The sequence below is a fragment of the Psychrobacillus sp. 05T411 genome (assembly GCF_056396485.1).
In genome coordinates this window covers 138,856-160,051 of record NZ_JBFTLO010000008.1, presented here as the reverse complement: position 1 = coordinate 160,051, position 21,196 = coordinate 138,856, and the positions used below count along the sequence as shown (strand labels likewise).

The window sequence follows — 21,196 nt, the reverse complement described above, 5'->3', positions numbered from 1 at the left end:
GGGAAATTTACGTAGAAAGGAGTCGAAGGTTATGAAAATCGACAAATGGACCGGATTCAGTTGGGGGGATCTTTTGTTTGGCTTGATTGGATCAAGTGGGTTCGTTTTATTTTTTCATTTTTTTACATCGTTTTAAAAAACCAAGAAAACACCTATCGATTTATTTTCGTTAGGTGTTTTTATGTGTTCATTTTATTCAATTGGGAAACCTCCGTTTTGTTCCTTATATTGTAGTAGCTTGTTGAATAGGCTAGCATCTTTTTCCAGTAGTGCATAGTCAATCATGCGTTCATAGTTTTGTTGTTCCAGTTCTTGTATCACTTCAGCGGCGTTTTCTAAAGAGGAAGAACTCAAATTCATATGCACATTTGTTTCAATGATCACTTGTAGATGCATATGAATATCTGAAACGAGTAATAGTTGATAGAGTGGTAATCGGATAAATCGATTTCCTTTTTGGAATACAAATATTTCGGATAGATTTTCCACTTGCAATGTTTCTGCATGTACAATAATTTCTTTCCCTTCCACCGGTATGAAATGGAACAATTCGTCATCTTTCCGGATGGAGAAGTATTGGTATGCAAAAACTAACTTTATTCGATTGCCTTCTAACTTTGTGTAAAATGGCTTCATCAATTGTACGAGTAGCATGTCATTCCCTCCTTATGTTAGAATTTTCTGATTACTATTAGTTTATCATATTTTTCATTTTTCGTGTAGTGCATCCTGCTGTTTTCGGATAATTACTGCGTCAAAAAGCAAATGCACCGCACATTTGCTTTTTTGGTCATAGATTATTTTACTAGTAAATTAGTTGGTTCGTTTCTACCATTCGCATAATGGAAAAACCCAACTTTTCTAGTTCCATATCGAACGGCAAATGTTTGGAATACTTGTTGTAATATTTCTGGTTCGGTTCGTTGACCATTGCTTTCAAAGTAGAACGAAAAAGTTTCTGCTTCAAAATCTAACTCCAAATCATAGACAGTAAAATCTTCCGCTACAATTTGTTTTATACGTGTTTCTGACTGATGGGGATGACTTATCAAATACTTTAAATTGCTTGTTTTTGCACCAACTAATTTGATTTCTTCTTGTTCTGTCTTTAGTTGCTGATTTGGAGCACCTAATAAATTTGGTATTTGAAGCTGCACCTTCTTGATTTTACACACTCCCTTTCTATCATTTTACTTCCTAATTTTCACATCATCATAGTAGTATACTAATACCTATATACTACAGAAGTACATTCGATGTATTAAAATCTCCATTTTAGCGATTTTTACTGATCTTCCCTCTTATTTCGATATTCTTGTTTCATTGTATAGGAGGGAATAGTATGGCCTTTTATGAGCGCATTCGCGAATATCGGGAACAGCTTGAAATTACACAAATCGAAGCCTCTAGAAGATTAGGTATTGATCATTCTGTCTTGTCGAAATATGAGCGGGGCGATCTTTCCATTCCAATCGAGTTATTACATACATTTATCATCGAGTATGGTATTCCAGAAAAAGAGTTTTTGGAAATGCTAATAGGTATAAGATCCAAAAGGAAGAATCCTGGACTGGAAGCTCGAGAAAGTAGAGAACGTTATCTGGAGTCCTTTCAGGATGAATACGTGTCGCAGCTTATTCCGCTGAAAGAATTTCGAGAATTGGTGATGGATGTCGTAACCGTTTCAACAGATGAAAAAGAACGGAGACGTCTCCTTCAAAATAAACGAAAAAATCAATAATGCTTTTTTCTTTTCCGAAAAATAGAAGGTGCGGCTTTTATTCTGTTACGATTGAACGTATAATGGAAGGAAAGCCTTTTTTCTTAGGAGAGATTCCCTTGAGCCTTACTTCTTACCAAAAACTTGCCGCGCATTATAAAAAGTATATAAACCAATCGATGGTTACGATTGAAAAGAAACTACATCCTGCTATTTTAGAGGATGAGGAACTTGTTCGTCGTGCCGCTTTTTTTGTGCGTAACGGTACGGTTTCCATTTCTAATTATTATCCTCAAGAACACAAAATTGATTTCACGATTCGTGATGTGAGCAATATTGAAGTGTCTTATAACCTTTTACAAGATCGTTTTAACTGCCCTTGCCCTATGCAAAAACCTTGCCGGCATATCGTGGCAGCAGTTTTTTATTTGTATCAACAGAATGATTCATTGTCGACATGGATTTCGGATTGGCGCTCTAATGATGATTTGACTCAGCTAACTTTATTAAAAGATGAACGTAGTCCTAGAAACTGGGAGCTTATTGTGGAAAACTTTTTCCGAAAGTTCATTTCTCAATATCCGCCTACTAGTTTTTACTTGTTAGAGTTTGCCGTACATGATTTGAAAGCGCAAATTCGAAAGTCTCGTCCTTTTGAGCGCGAATGGCAACCGATTTATGATGTATATGTAAATCTTTCCATACTCCTTAAAATTTGGCCTTATTTAGAGCCCTTTGCAGATTCGAATATGCGCAATCGTGTTTTTCATTTTCTACATGAGTACGTGGAAGAACTGGATGATTATTTAGCACAACTTGCTTCCAAACCTAGAATGTTTGCTGCAGATCCTTTTTACGATGATATGATGACAAATGTTCGCACATTTTATTTTGAAACGGAATCCCTTTTTCGTTTTCGAAAACATGTGTATTTAGCATTTTGGGATGCCCTAGTGACGGACAAAGCGATGCGAATCGAAGAAGTGAAATATTTAGAGCAACTAGATAAAACCGATGAGGATATCCCTTTGAATATCGTGTTGCCGTATTTTTATCTCACCTTATCGATGACCGATGAATTGCTTGCAGCAGCTGAAAAGATGGAAACAGAGCAACTTCTAGAATGGTTGGAAGTATGCGAAAAAGCACTTCATCTGAACAATAAAGATATGGTGAATAATCTTGCAAGAAAGTTGTTGCCACATATTTCCCACTATTTAAATGAAGTAGTTACAAATCCATCTCGAGTCATGCTTATTCGCCGGTTAGAATTATTATTTGCTTCGATTCAGTTAGAAGCAGAAGAATTTGAAAAGCTATATCAATCATTCGGGCTGTATGGTATACAGTCTTATTCGACTTTGTTGTTAAAAGAAAAACGCTATCGTGATTGGATGGCGCTGCATCAGTCGGCCAATTCATCACTTGAATATGCGGAGGCTTGCGGGCTATCTATAGTTAAAGAAGAAGCTCCCGAAGTATTACTTCCGCTCTACCATCATTATGCCATGCGTTTTATCCAGGAAAAAAATCGCTATAGCTACAAACAAGCGGTTCGAATTTGGAAAAAAATGAAACAAGTCGCAAAGAAATCGAATGAACCAGATTACTGGAATGCATATGTAGAGAACGTACGCGAAAAATACAAACGACTTCGTGCATTACAACAAGAAATAGAGAAAGGAAACTTGCCATTATGACCCAACCTTTATCTATTACAAAAGACTTTTCACTGAGAGTTAACGCTACTGAAAACGGGTATTTCCATTTATCGTCTTTAAGTGCTCCAGTCGAACAATGGGTTCCTTACTTTTATATAGACCACCGGGAAAGTTTTTTTGGGCTAACCGCGCAATTGGAAGATAATACGCTTATTGCATCGCCTGTTGAATTGGTTGAACTTTTTTCCGGTAAACCCCATCCTTTCGTTACTTTTTCAGGTATAAATGAGGATTCTAACAATTGGATAGAAACGTTTAAAGAAGCGGCAGGCGTTTGGGCTAGTCCCGATTTATGGGACCAGCTACAACTGAAAGATAATATTTTTGAAGTAAAAACGCCAATTGATGAAAAAGCGAAAGCACTTATATCGAATGCCGTTACACAGAAGCTTTATCAAGCGGGCCTTGCCATGGAAGATATACCTGCCCTTATCCCATTTTTCCAGCAAGGTGGATGGCCGATCAAATCGCAAACTACACACCCCAATATACTCGTCGCATTACGATTATCTGAGCCGGAAGCACTCGATGATACTTGGTTGCTTGAAACTGTTGTGCGCGGGAAGAAAAGCAGCGTGTACTGGACACCTGCATTCCGTAAAAAGACACTACCGATCAAAGACGCATTACCCGATAAATGGAACGAGTACAGCGGTTTTATAGAAGAAATACAAGCGAAAATGTTTGCACTCATTTCTTCCATTGATCATTTAAATCCAGATATATTCTTCTCTTCTACATTAACCGATGAAGAAGTGCGCGTATTTCTTCGGGATGATTTAGTAAAATTACAAGCACTTGGATTTGAAATAGTCCTTCCTGCATGGCTAAAGGCAGTAAAAGAGACGAAAATGCGTGTCAAAACGATTGCGAAAACGGCCAATACCTATAAAACTACTGCTGGGCTCAATGAAATTTTACAATTTAACTGGAGCTTCTCATTAAATGGTCAAGAAGTTTCTGCGGAAGATTTTCAGCAGCTTGTCAATGAAAACCGTTCGTATATACAAGCGGGAAATGAATGGTTCCGCATAGATGCTGCCTGGATGCATGAAATTCGCGAGCTAATGAAGAAATCAGAAGATGAAAATTGGACCGTGAAAGAGCTATTATTCCGAGAGATTCCAGAAGAAATGGCATTGATGCTAGACGATGACGAAGAGTCTAATGAGGATCCATTATTCCAATTTGAAATGCAAAATTCCCTAAAAACACTGATGGAACAGCTTTCAGAGAAAAAAGGATTTCCTGCAGTCGACGTATCTGCTAATTTATTGACTACACTTCGCCCTTATCAGCAACTTGGTCTAGAATGGCTTGTATTCATGCGAAACGAACAATTTGGCGCTTGTTTAGCGGATGATATGGGACTTGGGAAAACCGTTCAATTGATTTCCTATTTATTGCATGTGCATGAAAATGAAAATCGAGCAACACCTTCGCTTATCATTTGTCCGACTTCCGTTTTAGGAAACTGGCAAAAGGAGCTAGCGAAGTTTGCACCTTCTTTGAAAGTTCAAACCCACTACGGATCTGCTCGCACGAAAGAAATAGATATGACCGCAGATGTGGTAATTACAACATTTGGTACTGCCATGCAAGATATCGAGTCACTTGAAGAAATTGTTTGGTCTAGTATTACACTAGATGAGGCGCAAAACATTAAAAATATGCATACCAAGCAATCGCGTGCTATTCGAAAACTGACTGGCGCGCATCATATTGCATTAACAGGTACACCTGTGGAAAACAGATTATCAGAGTTATGGTCCATTTTTGATTTTATCCATAAAGGTTATTTGGGTTCGTTCCGTAAATTCCAGGAAAACTATATCGTGCCGATTGAACGCGATAATTCCGATACTACCAAGCATAAGTTGCGTGTCAAGATTCAGCCGTTCTTATTAAGAAGAACGAAACAAGATCCGGAACTTCTTCTGAACTTACCAGAAAAACTAGAACAACGGGAATATTGTGCCTTGACTACGGAGCAAGCTGCGCTATATGAATCGCTTATCCAAGAAACGGTTAGCAAGCTTGATACACTTTCTGGTTTTGAGAAAAAAGGACTTATTTTGAAAATGCTTAGTAAATTAAAGCAGCTTTGCAATCATCCTGCGCTCTATTTGAAAGAACCGTTTGATGATGCGGAAGACATGCTCGAACGTTCTGAAAAGCTGGCACAAATCGTGACACTTGCAGGGGAAATTGCGGCTCGTGGCGAACAATGTCTCATTTTCACCCAATATATCGGCATGGGACATCTATTACAGCATTGCTTAACAGAATTATACGAAGTTGATGCACCATTTTTAACCGGCAGTATGCCAAAAAACCAGCGTGACCATTTAGTAGAAGCTTTCCAAGCCAAGGAATTCCCTGTTTTCCTTCTATCATTAAAAGCTGGCGGAACTGGTTTAAATTTAACTGCCGCAAGTCATGTGTTGCATGCCGACAGATGGTGGAATCCCGCTGTTGAAAATCAGGCAACAGACCGTGCATATCGTATTGGTCAGACAAATTTTGTACATGTGCATAAATTTATTACAATTGGAACGATTGAAGAAAAAATTGATAAATTGCTAGTCGAAAAACAGGCTTTATCCGAAGAGCTGATCCATTCTAGTCAGTGGATTACGGAGATGTCTGATGCAGATATAAAGGATTTGTTAACCTTGTCTATTTGATGTTGACTTAGATAAACCTGACCGTGCTTCTTTCGGTCAGGTTTTCCTCTCTTGTTTAAGCAAAGCTTTGCGGTCTTTACTTTTTATACTGGAAGTTGATTGGATGGTGTCGATGGAAATTCAAAATCGGTTTCATCATTCTTTGGTTGTTCGTGTGCAGCATTTGCCTGCGTGTGAGTTTGTTCTTCTTCTCGTTTTTTAGTCACTAAAAATCGGATGTCCTCCACAACTACTTCTGTTACAAATACTCTTGTCCCATCCCCTTTTTCATATGATCTTGTATTTAGCCTACCTGATATCCMAACAAGCGAGGCTTTCCCACAATACTTGACCGTTGTTTCTGCGAGCTTTCCCCAAATCGTGCATAGCACAAAGTCCGCATCATCGCTTTTATATCCTTTATTGACAGCAAGAACAAAACTTGTTTGCAATCTTCCTTCCGATAAATGTTTGAGCTGTGGAGCTTTTGTCATTCGCCCGATTATCGAAACTGTGTTCACCATGTCACCTCCTTTTGTCTCATTGCCATCATCATACTGGCATATGAAATTGTTAGCAAAAGTCGACAATTTCATTTTCATCTGTTTTGATTGATGTAAATGTTATTTTGTTTTTATCGATTCCATTCAAAGCAAATAAAACCTGCAATAGGAAAAATCCAAAATGCAATTTTGGCATTTTCACAATTATTTTTTACAGATAGTTTGCTATGCTATAATGGAAAGTAATTAGTCCTGTAAAGGTGGATTGCACATGAAAACATTCAAAATGATTTCCGTTGATCTCATTCGTGATAGTCAAGAAATGCCGATTACATTAGAGGATGGCATTGTCATCAACCAAGAAAATACAAGTCGAGCGTGGATTTTAGAATTATTTATTGATCAAAAGTATGAGGATTTTTTTAATGAATTAAAAACTTCTGGTGAGTTATTCCATGCAAAGGTTGTTATTTCCTATCCAGAGAATGAACCTGCACATTTTGAAGTAGTCACTTATTCGGTGAAGCAAATAGGAGATCATTTATCTGTTTTACTACGTGGTACATTGAAACGTGCGCGAAGAAAATATGCGGAGTCGCTACTTTCGGATTTGATCGAGGAAGGGTTAACCGGTGAAGCGCTGTTAACTAAATTTGAACATGATATGAAAACAAGGCCGACTTTAAAAAGAGATCAAAACAATTTGTCTTCTTCAACCGTGTTATTAGGTTGTGGAATGGTTTCATTAGCATTAGGTGTGTTGTCATTTGGTACGACGCCATTATTCACGTTGGGATTTACTTCATTTACCCCATTGTTTACACCGTCATTAATACCATTATTATTGTCGTAAAGACCTTTTTCATTCGTTGGTGATGGCGTATTCACACCTGGTTCTGGAACAACATGGTTCACATCGTCTCGAACCTCTTCCATTGGAGTTTCATTATTATTCGGAACAGTTTTGTTCATATTACAACCAACTAACAAAACAGAACACATAGCCACTACCGGCACGACCTTTTTTAGCATAAAAAAATTCCTCCTTTCTGGATTATGTTCATCACAATATTGTGACTTACGATAGGTTGTCCAGGAAAAGAAGGAACTATGCCATGGTAAAGTTGCCTGTTTTTACATGTAAATGCCCTGTATTTTTGGGTAAATAAAGGAATACTAAGATTAAGCGTTTTCTACTACTGGACCTAATGCAAAGAGGATGTCTGCTTCACAAACTAGCTCACCGTCTACTGTTGCGATGCCATGTCCTTTGCCCATTGTACCGCGTAGTTTAGTCAGTTCTACTTCTAATTTCAACTGATCTCCTGGCTTCACTTGACGTTTGAAGCGACAATTATCAATTCCTGTAAAGAAAGCGAGCCTTCCTCTGTTTTCAGGAATTTGTAACACTGCGACTGCTCCTACTTGAGCCAATGCTTCTACGATTAGTACACCTGGCATTACTGGATATCCAGGGAAATGTCCATTAAAAAAATCCTCATTGATCGTTACATTTTTCAATCCTACCGCACGTTTTCCTTCTTCTAATTCCAAAATACGGTCAATCATTAAAAATGGATAACGATGAGGTAAAAGTGCTTGTACTTGCTCTGTTGTTAACATAGAAACGTCCTCCTATTTCCCATCTTTTATATCTAAAATATGTTGGTATGTTTCCCATTTAAGCGCATCTGTTGGCGTACCGTCACCTAAAACACCGTATCCTACCATCAGTCCCGCTGCGGCAGCTCCAATGAAAAGTACGATACATAATAGTATACGCAACCAAATAGGGAACATACGAATTTGTACCCAATAGGTTGCTTTGGGCTCTGTCGTCTGTTCTTGTTCTTTTTCTAATCGTCGTTGTCGTCTGCCAGAGATTTTTACTTCTTCTGTCATAAGCTTAACTCCTTACGGAAATGATTATCTTATTCCATTGATAAGACCCATCATTTGGTCTGCAATCGTAATGGAACGCGCATTGAATTGATATGATCGTTGCGCCGTCATTAAATCAGTCATTTCCTTTGATATATCTACATTGGACATTTCAAGCATTTGGTTCGCTATTGCAATTTCGCCTCGATCTGCACCTTGTAGATCCGTCATCACGTCTTCTTCGTTAACGCCTAGTTCAGCTAAATTAGTAGGCATCCCAATATATGTCGAAGAAATTTGTTCCATTAGCTGTGGTTTTTGTAAAACAGATACCGCTAGTTCACGTTGAACAGTTGCACCATCTGGATATGTTGCAGTTAGGATACCTTTTTCATTAATGGAAAATCGTTCAACATTTTCCGGGATCGTAATTGCTTGACCATCACTATCTGCAACTGGATAGCCGTCGCCATTTACGAGCATTAACTGTCCATTTTCAAGCGGCGATACATAAAATGCTCCTTGACGAGTGTATGCTGTCTGTTGTCCATTTTCACCGTCTGGCATAAGGACATTAAAGTATTGCTTCGGCACCTGAAAAGCAAAATCTAGGTCACGGCCAGTAGATTGCAAGCTTCCTTGTTTCCAATTCATCTGTGTTTGTGCAAGCGAAGCACCTACTCCATAACGAATTCCAGCAGGAGATTGTCTTTCGGCTTTGTCTAATTTATCGTTATTATATTGTTGATAAAGTAGCTCTTGGAACTTTACATCTTTTGTTTTGTAGCCATGTGTGCCAGAGTTGGAAAGGTTGTTTCCGATAATATCTAGCTGGCTTTGTAGCTGCGACATCGTGTTTGTTGCGGTAATCATTGTACGTAACATGTATGTGGACCTCCTTCCTAATATGCTTAGCTGCGCCTTTTCGCCAATTGCCTGTCGGAGGCCTGCACGAAGCAGGTCATACAGTCGTTGCGACACGATGTCTCGAACTTAGACTGTATTCCTCTAACATAGGGATTTCCGCTTAGTTTACGCGTCCTACTTCGTTTACTGCTTTTTGCATGCTTTGGTCATATGCTTGCAGTACTTTTTGGTTTGCTTCAAATGCGCGGTATGCGGTTAACAGATCCGTCATTGTTCTTGCAGAATCAACATTGGAACGTTCAATATACCCTTGTTGCATGGAGAAGCTCACATTTGCTGCATCATATGCGGATGGTAAGTTTGTACCGTCCGCAGTTTGAAAGAGGCCATTATCTTGTTTGATTAAGGTATCTGGTTGTGCTGCAAATGAAACACCGATTTGTGCTACGGCAGCATCATTCACAAAAATCTGCCCATCTTCTGCTAATCGAAAATCGTCATTTTGCAGTTGAATCCGCTCTCCGTTATTATCAAGCACATATAAACCTTGTGCATTCGTTAAAAAACCATCTGGATCTAGCGTAAAATTACCATTTCGAGTGTAAGTTTCCCCTGCTACTGGATGTTGCAAACGATAAAAAACAGCGCCCGTTTGACCGGTTTCCGCGTCTACTGGAAGTGCCCCATCGATCAAGGCAATATCGGTATTTAACTCGGTTTGTTGCAATTGACCTTGTGTTAATAGTGCAATCGTTTCTTGCATATATACGCCTGTTCCTAGACCGCCAATTTCCGCTGTATATTTTCCATGTATAGCATTTTCCGTTGGTATTTTAGTAGGTCCTAGTCGAGACATGAGCATGTCTGGAAAAGAACGAATCGTCGATTGATCGGCTTTGTATCCTGGTGTATTAGCATTTGCCATATTATTTGTCAGCAACTCTGTTCTACGCTGTTGGGCAATCATTCCTGATGCGACTGTATGAAATCCACGAAACATGAGAAAGCCTCCACTCTAATTTGTATAATTCTAATGCCTAGTAAGTTTGTCTATATTGTCTAACATAATTCCCGTGCCAATTGCGACACAATCCATTGGAGCTTCTGCAATAAGTACTGGTACTTTCAATTCTTCCATCAGTAAATGATCCATCCCATGTAAAAGCGCTCCACCACCAGTTATAATGACACCACGGTCGATAATATCAGCGGATAATTCAGGCGGTGTTTTTTCAAGCACATTTTTGGCAGCTTGTACAATAACAGAAACGGATTCACGTAATGCTCTTTCGATTTCTTCTGAGTGAATCGTAATCGTTCTTGGAAGTCCTGTGACCATATCACGTCCACGAATATCCATTTCTTCTTTACGGCTATCCGGGAAAACTGTTCCAATCGTTATTTTAATATTTTCAGCTGTACGTTCACCGATTAATAGTTTGTATTCTTTTTTAATGTATTGAAGAATATCGTTATCAAAAATATCCCCAGCAATCTTAATCGATTCGGAAGTTACAATATCCCCCATCGATAGCACGGCAACATCTGTCGTACCGCCTCCGATATCTACAACCATATTCCCACTCGGTTGGAATATATCCATGCCCGCTCCGATTGCGGCTACTTTTGGTTCTTCTTCTAAGTATATCTTTTTACCGCCAGATTTCTCTGCAGCTTCGCGGATTGCTTTTTGTTCTACACTTGTAATGTTTGTTGGACAACAAATTAAAATGCGTGGCTTGGACAAAAATCCTTTTACGTTCAATGAATTGATAAAATACTTAAGCATGGCCTCTGTTATATCAAAATCGGCAATTACACCGTCTTTAAGGGGTCTAATCGCTACGATGTTACCTGGTGTTCTCCCAACCATTTGACGGGCTTCCTCGCCCACTGCAAGCACTCTTTTGGTGTTTCTATCTATTGCAACAACGGAAGGTTCGTTTAATACAATCCCTTTTCCTTTTACATGAATTAATACGTTCGCAGTACCTAAATCTATTCCAATATCCTTGGCAAACATTAACGGTGTTTCTCCTTCCCTGTTAGAACCTTTTATATGTATTTTTTCGATATGTCTCTAACATATAATTTTATCATAGTTTTGTCAGAATTACACTTTTTTTAGAAACGTATTATACAGAATTTATGGGGGGATGGAATCCATTTAGGGGAGAACGACTAAATTAGTGGAAGCTCTTTTACTACCCCGGAGGAACTGATTTGAGGTGTTGTTTGTTTGTAATTTATGGTTAAGGGCAATCAAATTGGATTGAGAGCAATCAATTAAGCTTTGAGAGCAACTAGATTTCCGAGGAGAGCAATCAAATCTGGCGGGTGAGCAACCAGTTTGTATCTTAAAGTAGCCAACCTAGCCGAAGCTCTTTACTACCCGAGAGAATCAATTTGAGTGGTGATTTATTTGTAATTTATGGCGTAGGGCAACCAAATCAGATTGAGAGCAATCAATTAGGCTCTGGGAGCAACTAGATTTCGGGGGAGAGCAATCAAATCTGGCGGGAGAGCAACCAGTTTGTATCTGAAAGCAACCAACCTAGCCGAAGCTCTTTACTAACCCGAGAGAATCGATTGGAGTGGGGATTTATTTGTAATTTATGGAAGAGGGCAATCAAATCGGATTGAGAGCAATCAATTAAGCTTTGGGAGCAACTAGATTTCGAGGGAGAGCAATCAAATCTGGCGGGAGAGCAACCAGTTTGTATCTGAAAGCAACCAACTTAGCCGTAGCTCTTTACTAACGTGGGAAAACTGATTGGAGTGGTGATTTATTTGAAATTTATGGCATAGGGCAATCAAATCAGATTGAGAGCAATCAATTATGCTCTGAAAGCAACTAGATTTCAGAGGAGAGCAATCAAATCTGGCGAGAGAGCAACCAGTTTGTATCTGAAAGCAACCAACTTAGCGGAACCTCTTTACTAACCCGAGAGAATCGATTTAAGTGGCGACTTATTTGAAATTTATGGCAGAGGGCAACCAGTCCGCATTCGAAAGCAACCAAATCTGGACGGCTCCCTTCTTTTTGCGGCAAGATTTAACTTGTATTTCCAATCCATTAGAAAAAGCCGTGATTTTACAAATCACGACCTTTCCTATCTTCCTTTTTGGTCTTCCATTTTCTTTTCGTAGCTTCTCCACCTCGCAAATGCCTGACCGATTTATGATACGCAAKAATTTCTTTCACTTCTTTTGCTAGCTGCGGATCTACTAAATGAAGTCTTTCCGTTAAGTCCTTATGAACGGTACTTTTGGAATGACCGGTTGTGCTCGCGATGGCACGGACAGTTTTTTTCGTTTCAATGACCATTTCACCTAAACGTATACATCTATGACGAATCGTTTCGTGCACCAACTCTTCCTTTCGTTAGTAAAGGAACACTTTTCATCACTTTATGCATACGTATAAGTTATTATGAATTAGAAAGCTAGTAATAATTCCGGGTTAATCAGTTCTCCGTTGTCGAGTACTTCAAATTGCAAATGGTTACCTGCTGTTGGATTCCATTCATTTTCCGTTGTAGTTGCAAGCGCTTGACCTTGCTCTACTTCGTCTCCAACTTTTACTAGAATACCAGTGACTGAACGATATTTCGTTTGCATTCCATTTGCATGCGATAAGACAATTTCATCGCCTTCAAATGGATCTAAATTTACTTCTTCTACTTTTCCACTCATTGCAGCTACTACCTCGAAAGGTTCGCTATTCATAGATAGGGAGACGCCTGTGCTTGTTCTGTAAGTTTGATTGAATACAAGCAAAGATTTTTCACGTGTCGTTTCATCCGCTTCCATGTCGTAATAATGTTGTACAACTTCGACTTTATCAAATAGTGCTTCTTCAAAAGGATATTTCATGTTTTCTGCTTGAGCGTTCGTTTCGATTGTTACTTTATCGGGCTCACTACCAGTTTTTGCCCATTCAGCGTCTTCTGCCGAATCATTGCTCACATAGACATTGTACCCCCAAATCATTCCTACAAATGCTACCGAAAAACCTGTGTACACTAGTGGCCAAAACCACGGCTTCTTCGGATTGTTTTTCTTCTTCTGAGAAGTCTTGTTTGATTGTTCTTCTCTCATTTTCATCACCTCAATTGCATTGTTGGCAAATCAAGGAGATTTTAAACATGCCGAAAAACTTTTTATTTCTGTTCCTTTGTAATAGTGTAATAAAATATCATGAGCGCTTGCGTGATCGTTGGCAAGCACCTCCGCCCCGTACTGGCTCATCCCTACTCCATGCCCATATCCAACGGTATTTACTACCACTTTGTCATTCTGGAAAGTTACCGTGAAATCGGTAGAAGGTAGCCCTAGTAATGCGCGGACTTCTCTGCCTGTCCAAGTTTTTCCGCTCATTTGAATAGACTCTATTCGATTTGTATCCGTCTTCGTAACTTGAAAACTAGTTGCTATGTTAGAAGACCACTTTATACCAAAAGCATCTGCCCATTGTTTATTGGTGAACTCGAATTGCTTTTTCACATTGGGAGCATATTGTTCTTCTGCCCCGCTCGGCACTGAAACTAAATAGGGAATCGCATATCCGCTGTAATTTTCCGCGCTTTCCGTTTGTCCATTGCTCGAAGAAAAGAACATCGCCGTGATTAGTTGGTCTTTGTAAACGATAATTTCTCCTTTTGTCGCGGCGACGACTTTTTCAAGCTTGTCCTCATATGACTCAAAGGAGGCCCCCCATTTTTTCTTGCGTTCTTCTTCCGTTGCGTACACTTGTTTTTGCACCGTTTTGCCGATCGACTTTTTCCCATAGTTTGTTTCTCTCAATACATACGTCCTCGCCGCAATCGATTGCGCCTTTAACGCTTCTTCATGGAAGGAAACAGGCATTTCTGCAGCTACAACGCCTAAGACGTACGTTTCAAGAGGAATTTTCTCCTTGACCCCTTCCACCTCTATTAGTATTGGGCAGTCTACATCTTGTACTTTTTCGACTTCAGGTGCAGGTTTTGCGTCATGCTTTTCTTTGATTAATAAAAAGGGTAATAACAAAAGTCCGATGCAAAGGATGAGTAATAGGATATTTTGTTTCATGGGACAACTATATGCTGGGAAAGGATTGTTCATGAATGATGTCTGAAAGCGTAGCATTGGTGTGGAATTATTATCCACTATTTAACGAAATATAGCTAAGGGAAACTAATTAATTCATGAGAGCAACAGTTTGGATCGTGAAAGCAATCAATTCCATAGCAAGAGCAACTATTTTTTGAGTGAAAGCAATCAACGTAAGAAAATTGACCACGAAACTTACACAGAAGAATAGCGGTGTGGAATTATTATCCATCATTTTACGAAATATAGCTAAGGGAAACCAATTGATTCATGAGAGCAACAGTTTGGAGGGTGAAAGCAATCAATTACGTAGCAAGAGCAACTATTTTTTGAGTGAAAGCAACCAACGTAAAAAAAATTGTAGCAAAATTGATTTTTGGTGCTTTATTTTACGCGAAAATGGAGTTTTCGCTTAATTTCCTTGTAAAAACCACTACTGAAACGCGATTTCTGCCATTTCTAATTTTCATATAGATTATGCTAAGCTATCTGCGAGGTGATATGATGATAGCCAAAAAATATTCGGCTTCGCTGTATTTGGAAGCATTGCATGCGCTGTACAAAAGAATACCTAAAAACCATTTGAATTTTTCTACAATACAAGAAGAGTATTATCAAACAGTAGCTGGCGATATCGGAGAAGAAGCTGTGATGAAAGTTATTGAGCAATTAGATTTGCCCTATAAATTCTACACTTTCCATAATGTTTCATTGTACTCCGAAACCCTTTTTCAAATGGATATACTTATCATTACCCCGTACTATGCTTTAATTTTAGAAATAAAAAACATTAAAGGTGAGATTACATTCACAGACCAGCAAATAATTAGAACCTTGGCGACAGGGGAAACACGTTCTTTTGACAATCCATTTCTTCAATTAGAAGAATATGAATCCCAATTGAAACGATTATTTCAAGTAAATCATATTTCTTTACCTATCTTTAGTGCCGTCGCTTTCGCCTTTTCTTCCAGCATTATTAAAGATCCCCCAAAAAATAAAACTATATTATTCAGAAGAGGGATCAAACCTTATATTCGAAATATCCCAGCTAACGCTCGCATTCTATCAGACGCACAGTTAGAAAGCCTAAAGTATTTTATTCTAAAAGAAAATACTGACTATCAGCCATTTCCACTGTGCAATCATTTTGGCATCGACCCCAACTCTATCCGATTAGGAGTCGAATGTGTGCAATGTGGATTAATTGGAATGAAAAAAGTGATCCGAAATTGGTATTGCCCAAGATGTAAATCCTCACATCGTAATGCACATGTTTCCACACTAAGAGATTATTTACTACTTTATAACAGCACAATTTCCAATCAGGAATGTCAACAATTTCTACAGCTGAACAATAAATATGAAGCAACCAAAATATTAAATAATCCCACGCTAATCAAAACTGGACAATCCCGTAGTCGAAAATATAGTATGAAGTTTGATCAATAATGTGTGCCTGTGGAAACCAAGTGGCATTAAGTGATGCAACCCGTCTTTACCTTCGAAATCAGGGCTCCAGTTTACCAATAAGTGGCGATGGGAAACCATTTCCCCCACGGGAGCAACTAATTCATGGGCAAGAGCAACTATTTCCTATATGAAAGCAACCAGTTTCTTGGTAAAAGCAATCAATTCCTTGCTGAGAGCAACCAACGCCAAATGACGATTACTATTCAGCTTTGCCTTCGAAATCAGGGCTCTTGTTTCCAATAAGTGGCGATGGGAAACCATTTCCCCCACGGGAGCAACCAATTCATGGGCGAGAGCAACGATTTCCTATACGGAAGCAACCAGTTTCTTAGCGAAAGCAATCAATTCCCCACCGAGAGCAACCAACTCCAAATGACGATTACAATTCAGCCTTGCCCTCGAAATCAGGCTAGCATTTACCAATAAGTGGCGATGGGAAACCAATTCCCCCACGAGAGCAACTAATTCCTATACCAAAGCAACCAGTTTCTCGCTGAAAGCAATCAATTCTCTGCCGAGAGCAACAAAACACAAAAAGCACTATACACGAATACATGCATAGTGCTTTACATATTATATTATACGAGTTGAATTGCTTTTTCTTCGCTTTCAGTTCCGATGCGCTCGATGTCTGCACCAAGGGCTGCGAGCTTTTTGTCGAAGTCCACGTAACCGCGATCTAAATGATATAGTTCGGTAACGCGTGTGATGCCTTCTGCAACTAAGCCGGCGATGATTAATGCAGCTGCTGCGCGTAAGTCTGTGGCACCGACTTCTGCACCTTGTAGGTTAGATGGTGACTCCATTATTACGGAGCGTCCTTCGATTTTCATATTGCCATTCATGCGTCGGAATTCTTCGACGTGCATGAAACGATTTTCAAAAACAGTTTCTGTAATGATGCCAGTACCATGGGCTGTCATCATTAATGCCATCATTTGTGATTGCATATCTGTAGGGAAACCAGGATGTGGCATTGTTTTAATATCGACAGATTTTAAATTGCCATTTGCTCTCACACGAAGACCTTGTTCCTCTTCTGTGATTTCGACACCCATTTCTTGCATTTTGGAAATAAGAGCTGTCATATGTTCAGGTACGGCATTTTCGATTATTACATCACCTTTTGTAATCGCTGCAGCAACCATGAATGTTCCTGCTTCAATGCGATCTGGGATGATATGATGTTCTGTGCCGTGAAGCTCTGTTACACCTTCGATACGAATTGTGTCTGTACCAGCACCTTTTACTTTTCCACCCATTTCGTTGATGAAGTTAGCTAAATCAACAATTTCCGGTTCTTTTGCTGCGTTCTCGATTACTGTAATACCTTCTGCAAGCGCAGCGGCTGTCATAATGTTTTCTGTTGCACCAACACTTGGTACATCCAGATAAATTTTCGCACCTTGTAAACGGCCATTTGTTTTTGCTTCAACAAAACCGTTGCCGAAAGAAATTTCAGCACCCATTGCTTCAAAACCTTTTAAATGTTGGTCAATTGGACGTGAGCCAATTGCACAACCACCAGGTAATGCAACACGAGCAAAACCATTGCGCGCTAAAATAGGACCCATGACAAGTATAGAAGCACGCATTTTACGCACATACTCAAATTGAGCTTCACTTGAAAGTCTTTTTTGTGAATCAATAATCACTTCATTTTTTTCAGGACTATATACTACTTCTGTATTTAAACTTTTTAAAACCTCGTTTATTGTCAAAACATCTGCAAGTGTAGGTACATCTTTAATAACGTTTTTCCCGTTTGTCGCGAGTAATGCTGCTGCAAGTACTGGTAGGACTGCATTCTTAGCACCTTCCACTCGAACTTTCCCGTTTAACGTTTGGCCACCTTTAACAACGATTTTATCCACTTCGTTCCCTCCGCGTTCTTATCCTCATTTGCTTTATATAAAAGAAATATGTATGATGTCATATTTAGGTATTCAAAACAATATTCATCATACAACGTAATTCGACTATATACAAGCATCAAAAACACTATTTTCAATGTCTATTTCAGTATATTTTCTTGTTCTATTATACGTAATACCCAGGCTTTTCGTGTAGATAATTTTTAAGTACCCTGCGACACTTTACATGAAACCTATTCGACATAATATTTCCCAGGAAATACGAGCAGATTCTACATGCTCATACAAACTTATCCATTATTTGCATGAGCATATAGGATCTGTTTTAATTAAATAAAAATTGTAGTTGATCCGACCAGGCAGTGAGGTTCAAGAAAAAATTTGCGACTGTTGACCCAATTGTAATGCTAGCTAAAATGAATAAAAGCTGTGCTTGAAACACATGATTCTTTTTAATTATTCTGTCCAGCATGAGTGCCTGTAATGCATAAAAAGAAATTCCGATAAAAAAAATATTTGCTAAAATCGCTATTACTGCTTGTTCGCCATTTAATAAATCCATTTTCATCGTCCTCCATTTTTATCTACTCAAGAAAAAAACGGGCAGAACTTGATCTGCCCGTCCTTAAAAATAAATTATAGTTAAATGTTACCCTCATAAACGTTGATACGATTCATCGCACGTTTCAAAGAGAGTTCAGCACGACTAAAGTCGATTGCATCTGCTTTTCCTTGAAGACGTTCTTCTGCACGTTTCATCGCTTCTTTAGCACGAGCTACATCGATATCAGAAGCAATTTCAGCTGATTGTGTTAGTATCGAAACCTTTTCAGGACGAACTTCTACAAAGCCACCGTTTACTGCTACGTACTCGGATTTCCCATCTTTTTTCAGTTTAACGGCACCAATAACTAGTGGTGCTACTGTTGGAATATGCCCAGGTAAAATACCGATTTCACCGGATGCTGTTTTAGCGATGATCATGTCGACTTGAGAATCGTATACCGGGCCGTCGGGAGTGACAATATTGACTGTAAGTGTCTTCATATTTTTACCTCCTGGTCCGATTTATTATACTTCTACGCCCATGCTTTTCGCTTTTTCAACTACTTCTTCAATGCGTCCAACTAGACGAAAAGCATCTTCTGGAAGGTGGTCATATTGTCCTTCAAGAATTTGTTTAAATCCTTGAACAGTTTCTTTAACTGGAACGTATGAACCTTTTTGACCAGTAAATTGTTCCGCAACGTGGAAGTTTTGAGATAGGTAGAACTGAATACGACGCGCACGGTTAACCGTTAATTTGTCATCGTCCCCTAATTCATCCATACCTAAGATTGCAATAATATCTTGAAGCTCTCTGTAGCGTTGTAAAGTATATTGCACTTGACGTGCTACTTCATAATGCTCTTGTCCTACGATTTCTGGTGAAAGCGCACGAGAAGAAGAAGCTAAAGGATCCACCGCTGGGTAAATACCCATCTCAGATAATTTACGCTCTAGGTTTGTTGTTGCATCTAAGTGAGCAAATGTTGTTGCTGGAGCTGGATCCGTATAGTCATCGGCTGGTACATAGATCGCTTGGATAGATGTAACCGAACCAGTATTAGTAGACGTGATACGCTCTTGTAATTGACCCATTTCCGTTGCAAGTGTCGGTTGGTAACCAGCAGCAGAAGGCATACGACCTAATAGTGCAGATACTTCCGAACCAGCTTGTGTAAAACGGAAAATGTTGTCGATGAATAATAGTACGTCTGCACCTTGTTCATCACGGAAATATTCAGCCATTGTAAGACCAGTTAAGGCAACACGCATTCGTGCACCAGGTGGCTCATTCATTTGACCAAATACCATTGCTGTTTTCTTAATAACGCCAGAATCGCTCATCTCATGGAATAAGTCGTTTCCTTCACGTGTACGCTCACCAACACCAGCGAATACCGAAATACCACCGTGTTCTTGTGCGATGTTGTTGATCAATTCTTGGATAAGAACTGTTTTCCCTACTCCGGCACCACCGAATAGACCGATTTTACCACCTTTAATATAAGGAGCTAGTAAGTCAACTACTTTAATACCTGTTTCAAGAATTTCAACTTCTGTTGAAAGATTTTCAAATGTTGGAGCTGAGCGGTGAATTGGATCACGACGATCATTCACTGAAATTTCTTCTCCTAAGTCGATAACTTCACCTAATACGTTGAATACACGTCCTAGTGTTACATCACCAACAGGAACAGAAATCGCTGCACCACCGTCAATTACTTCTGTACCGCGCTTAAGACCGTCAGTAGATGCCATCGCAATAGTACGAACTGCGTCATCTCCTAAGTGTAAAGCTACTTCTAACGTTAACGTAGTAGGCGCTTCGTTTGGACGTTCAATTGCTACAGTTAAAGCGTTATAAATAGCTGGTAATTGTCCGTTGTCAAACTTAACGTCAACAACTGGACCCATTACTTGTAGTACTTGTCCTTTGTTCACTACTGTTCCCTCCTGTCTTACTTTTCTTTCATTGACTATTCAAGAGCCGCTGCACCGCCGACAATTTCCGTAATTTCTTGCGTAATTGCTGCTTGGCGTGCTCGGTTATAAACTAATGTTAAGTTACCAATTAAGTCTGCTGCGTTGTCTGTTGCAGATTTCATCGCGGACATACGCATAGCATGTTCACTTGCTTTACCATCGAGTAATGCACCAAAAATTAGGCTTTCCGCATATTGTGGAAGTAACACTTCTAGAATCGCTTCAGCTGAAGGATCGAATTCATAAGAAGCTGTTGTGCCTGTTTCTACTGCAAGATCCGTAAGTGGCAGTACCTTTTTCTCTGTAACTTCACTAGAGATGGCACTGACAAAGTGGTTATAGTACATATAAAGTTCATCATATGTACCATCCGTGAACATACCAACAGCTCTGCGCGCTATTTCTTTAATATCAGAAAAAGCAGGTTGATCTGGTAAACCTATTACATCTCCGATTACATTCGAACCACGTTTCACGAAGAAGTCACGTCCCATACGACCAATTGCGAAGATTACATACTCATCTTTAGAGGAATGTCGCTCCGCTATTGCATTAGATGCTGCACGAATAATATTACTATTATACGCACCAGCTAAGCCACGATCCGCCGTAATAACAAGATATGCAGTCTTTTTCACAGGACGAGAAGTTAACATTGGATGCGCTCCGTCGCTTGTTCCTGTTGCAATTGCACCTACTACTTCTTGAATTTTCGTCATGTAAGGAACATATGCTTTCGCATTTTCCTCCGCACGATTCAATTTAGAAGCTGAAACCATTTGCATAGCTTTGGTAATCTGACTTGTTTTCTTTGTTGACGTAATTTTACCTTTAATATCGCGTAATGATGCCACTGGTATTTCACCAC

21 protein-coding genes are annotated in these 21,196 nt (G+C 39.3%); 5 read left to right on the top strand and 16 right to left on the bottom strand.

Annotated features, from left to right (window positions below; genetic code table 11):
• Positions 1 to 192: 192 nt before the first annotated feature.
• Positions 193 to 654 carry a transcriptional regulator gene (locus tag AC1DFT_RS08640; protein ID WP_477918783.1) on the bottom strand — a complete coding sequence of 154 codons (462 nt, stop codon included), beginning with the start codon at positions 652 to 654 and terminating at the stop codon, positions 193 to 195.
• 143 nt (positions 655 to 797) lie between these two features.
• Positions 798 to 1,175 (bottom strand): hypothetical protein, encoded by a 378-nt coding sequence (locus AC1DFT_RS08635; protein ID WP_477918782.1) that lies wholly within the window; start codon positions 1,173 to 1,175, stop codon positions 798 to 800.
• 167 nt (positions 1,176 to 1,342) lie between these two features.
• On the opposite strand from AC1DFT_RS08635, the gene AC1DFT_RS08630 reads away from it, so the two are divergent.
• From AC1DFT_RS08630 to AC1DFT_RS08620, 3 genes are all read left to right on the top strand, one after another.
• Positions 1,343 to 1,741, top strand: a complete 399-nt coding sequence (locus AC1DFT_RS08630; protein ID WP_477918781.1) for a helix-turn-helix domain-containing protein — start codon at positions 1,343 to 1,345, stop codon at positions 1,739 to 1,741.
• Positions 1,742 to 1,839: 98 nt separating this feature from the next.
• Positions 1,840 to 3,420, top strand: a complete 1,581-nt coding sequence (locus AC1DFT_RS08625) for a hypothetical protein (RefSeq protein ID WP_477918780.1) — start codon at positions 1,840 to 1,842, stop codon at positions 3,418 to 3,420.
• Positions 3,417 to 6,128: a DEAD/DEAH box helicase gene (locus AC1DFT_RS08620; protein WP_477918779.1), complete on the top strand. Its 2,712-nt coding sequence runs from the start codon at positions 3,417 to 3,419 to the stop codon at positions 6,126 to 6,128. The genes AC1DFT_RS08625 and AC1DFT_RS08620 overlap by 4 nt, the downstream gene beginning before the upstream one ends.
• A gap of 83 nt (positions 6,129 to 6,211) precedes the next feature.
• Here AC1DFT_RS08620 and AC1DFT_RS08615 read toward each other — a convergent pair whose 3' ends face one another.
• The gene (locus tag AC1DFT_RS08615) at positions 6,212 to 6,631 is read right to left on the bottom strand and encodes a single-stranded DNA-binding protein (RefSeq protein WP_477918778.1); all 420 of its coding nucleotides are present in this window, start codon (positions 6,629 to 6,631) and stop codon (positions 6,212 to 6,214) included.
• A gap of 250 nt (positions 6,632 to 6,881) precedes the next feature.
• Between AC1DFT_RS08615 and AC1DFT_RS08610 the strand changes: the two genes are divergently transcribed.
• Positions 6,882 to 7,463: a YwpF family protein gene (locus tag AC1DFT_RS08610; RefSeq protein ID WP_477918777.1), complete on the top strand. Its 582-nt coding sequence runs from the start codon at positions 6,882 to 6,884 to the stop codon at positions 7,461 to 7,463.
• A 329-nt stretch (positions 7,464 to 7,792) separates the two neighbouring features.
• Here the strand turns inward: AC1DFT_RS08610 and fabZ are convergent, their stop codons facing one another.
• From fabZ to spoIID, 8 genes are all read right to left on the bottom strand, one after another.
• A complete protein-coding gene (gene fabZ / locus AC1DFT_RS08605; RefSeq protein ID WP_477918776.1) occupies positions 7,793 to 8,233 on the bottom strand; it encodes a 3-hydroxyacyl-ACP dehydratase FabZ in 441 nt (146 codons plus the stop codon).
• Between the two features lie 12 nt (positions 8,234 to 8,245).
• Entirely contained in the window at positions 8,246 to 8,512 is a 267-nt protein-coding gene (locus AC1DFT_RS08600; protein WP_477918775.1) for a DNA-directed RNA polymerase subunit beta, read from the bottom strand.
• Positions 8,513 to 8,536: 24 nt separating this feature from the next.
• Positions 8,537 to 9,376, bottom strand: coding sequence for a flagellar hook-basal body protein (locus tag AC1DFT_RS08595; protein WP_477918774.1), 840 nt, complete (start codon positions 9,374 to 9,376; stop codon positions 8,537 to 8,539).
• Positions 9,377 to 9,518: 142 nt separating this feature from the next.
• On the bottom strand, positions 9,519 to 10,358 hold the full coding sequence (locus AC1DFT_RS08590; RefSeq protein WP_477918773.1) for a flagellar hook-basal body protein: 840 nt from the start codon (positions 10,356 to 10,358) through the stop codon (positions 9,519 to 9,521).
• Positions 10,359 to 10,388: 30 nt separating this feature from the next.
• Positions 10,389 to 11,381 (bottom strand): rod shape-determining protein MreB, encoded by a 993-nt coding sequence (gene mreB / locus AC1DFT_RS08585; RefSeq protein ID WP_477918772.1) that lies wholly within the window; start codon positions 11,379 to 11,381, stop codon positions 10,389 to 10,391.
• Positions 11,382 to 12,452: 1,071 nt separating this feature from the next.
• On the bottom strand, positions 12,453 to 12,728 hold the full coding sequence (locus AC1DFT_RS08580) for a sporulation transcriptional regulator SpoIIID (RefSeq protein ID WP_477918771.1): 276 nt from the start codon (positions 12,726 to 12,728) through the stop codon (positions 12,453 to 12,455).
• Between the two features lie 68 nt (positions 12,729 to 12,796).
• Complete coding sequence (locus AC1DFT_RS08575) at positions 12,797 to 13,459, bottom strand: peptidoglycan DD-metalloendopeptidase family protein (RefSeq protein ID WP_477918770.1); 663 nt, start codon at positions 13,457 to 13,459, stop codon at positions 12,797 to 12,799.
• Between the two features lie 30 nt (positions 13,460 to 13,489).
• Positions 13,490 to 14,431: a stage II sporulation protein D gene (gene spoIID, locus AC1DFT_RS08570; RefSeq protein ID WP_477918769.1), complete on the bottom strand. Its 942-nt coding sequence runs from the start codon at positions 14,429 to 14,431 to the stop codon at positions 13,490 to 13,492.
• Between the two features lie 525 nt (positions 14,432 to 14,956).
• Between spoIID and AC1DFT_RS08565 the strand changes: the two genes are divergently transcribed.
• Positions 14,957 to 15,904 carry a nuclease-related domain-containing protein gene (locus AC1DFT_RS08565; protein ID WP_477918768.1) on the top strand — a complete coding sequence of 316 codons (948 nt, stop codon included), beginning with the start codon at positions 14,957 to 14,959 and terminating at the stop codon, positions 15,902 to 15,904.
• A 599-nt stretch (positions 15,905 to 16,503) separates the two neighbouring features.
• Here AC1DFT_RS08565 and murA read toward each other — a convergent pair.
• The 5 genes from murA to atpG all read right to left on the bottom strand — a co-directional run bounded on the left by murA (position 16,504) and on the right by atpG (position 21,182).
• Entirely contained in the window at positions 16,504 to 17,799 is a 1,296-nt protein-coding gene (murA, locus tag AC1DFT_RS08560) for a UDP-N-acetylglucosamine 1-carboxyvinyltransferase (protein WP_477918767.1), read from the bottom strand.
• Positions 17,800 to 18,124: 325 nt separating this feature from the next.
• Positions 18,125 to 18,361 carry a DUF1146 family protein gene (locus tag AC1DFT_RS08555; RefSeq protein ID WP_477918766.1) on the bottom strand — a complete coding sequence of 79 codons (237 nt, stop codon included), beginning with the start codon at positions 18,359 to 18,361 and terminating at the stop codon, positions 18,125 to 18,127.
• Between the two features lie 80 nt (positions 18,362 to 18,441).
• On the bottom strand, positions 18,442 to 18,846 hold the full coding sequence (locus AC1DFT_RS08550) for a F0F1 ATP synthase subunit epsilon (protein WP_477918765.1): 405 nt from the start codon (positions 18,844 to 18,846) through the stop codon (positions 18,442 to 18,444).
• A 24-nt stretch (positions 18,847 to 18,870) separates the two neighbouring features.
• Positions 18,871 to 20,286, bottom strand: a complete 1,416-nt coding sequence (gene atpD / locus AC1DFT_RS08545) for a F0F1 ATP synthase subunit beta (protein ID WP_477918764.1) — start codon at positions 20,284 to 20,286, stop codon at positions 18,871 to 18,873.
• Positions 20,287 to 20,321: 35 nt separating this feature from the next.
• Entirely contained in the window at positions 20,322 to 21,182 is an 861-nt protein-coding gene (gene atpG / locus AC1DFT_RS08540) for an ATP synthase F1 subunit gamma (protein ID WP_402817308.1), read from the bottom strand.
• Positions 21,183 to 21,196: the final 14 nt, after the last annotated feature.

Bases quoted from the DNA above. Each gene is read 5' to 3' on its own strand.
- AC1DFT_RS08555 (WP_477918766.1), bottom strand. From the start codon at position 18,361: ATGGATTTATTAAATGGCGAACAAGCAGTAATAGCGATTTTAGCAAAT.
- AC1DFT_RS08590 (WP_477918773.1), bottom strand. From the start codon at position 10,358: ATGTTTCGTGGATTTCATACAGTCGCATCAGGAATGATTGCCCAACAG.
- AC1DFT_RS08640 (WP_477918783.1), bottom strand. From the start codon at position 654: ATGCTACTCGTACAATTGATGAAGCCATTTTACACAAAGTTAGAAGGC.
- AC1DFT_RS08550 (WP_477918765.1), bottom strand. From the start codon at position 18,846: ATGAAGACACTTACAGTCAATATTGTCACTCCCGACGGCCCGGTATAC.
- AC1DFT_RS08610 (WP_477918777.1), top strand. From the start codon at position 6,882: ATGAAAACATTCAAAATGATTTCCGTTGATCTCATTCGTGATAGTCAA.
- spoIID (WP_477918769.1), bottom strand. From the start codon at position 14,431: ATGAAACAAAATATCCTATTACTCATCCTTTGCATCGGACTTTTGTTA.
- AC1DFT_RS08575 (WP_477918770.1), bottom strand. From the start codon at position 13,459: ATGAGAGAAGAACAATCAAACAAGACTTCTCAGAAGAAGAAAAACAAT.
- AC1DFT_RS08600 (WP_477918775.1), bottom strand. From the start codon at position 8,512: ATGACAGAAGAAGTAAAAATCTCTGGCAGACGACAACGACGATTAGAA.
- AC1DFT_RS08620 (WP_477918779.1), top strand. From the start codon at position 3,417: ATGACCCAACCTTTATCTATTACAAAAGACTTTTCACTGAGAGTTAAC.
- AC1DFT_RS08595 (WP_477918774.1), bottom strand. From the start codon at position 9,376: ATGTTACGTACAATGATTACCGCAACAAACACGATGTCGCAGCTACAA.
- AC1DFT_RS08565 (WP_477918768.1), top strand. From the start codon at position 14,957: ATGATAGCCAAAAAATATTCGGCTTCGCTGTATTTGGAAGCATTGCAT.
- mreB (WP_477918772.1), bottom strand. From the start codon at position 11,381: ATGTTTGCCAAGGATATTGGAATAGATTTAGGTACTGCGAACGTATTA.
- AC1DFT_RS08630 (WP_477918781.1), top strand. From the start codon at position 1,343: ATGGCCTTTTATGAGCGCATTCGCGAATATCGGGAACAGCTTGAAATT.
- fabZ (WP_477918776.1), bottom strand. From the start codon at position 8,233: ATGTTAACAACAGAGCAAGTACAAGCACTTTTACCTCATCGTTATCCA.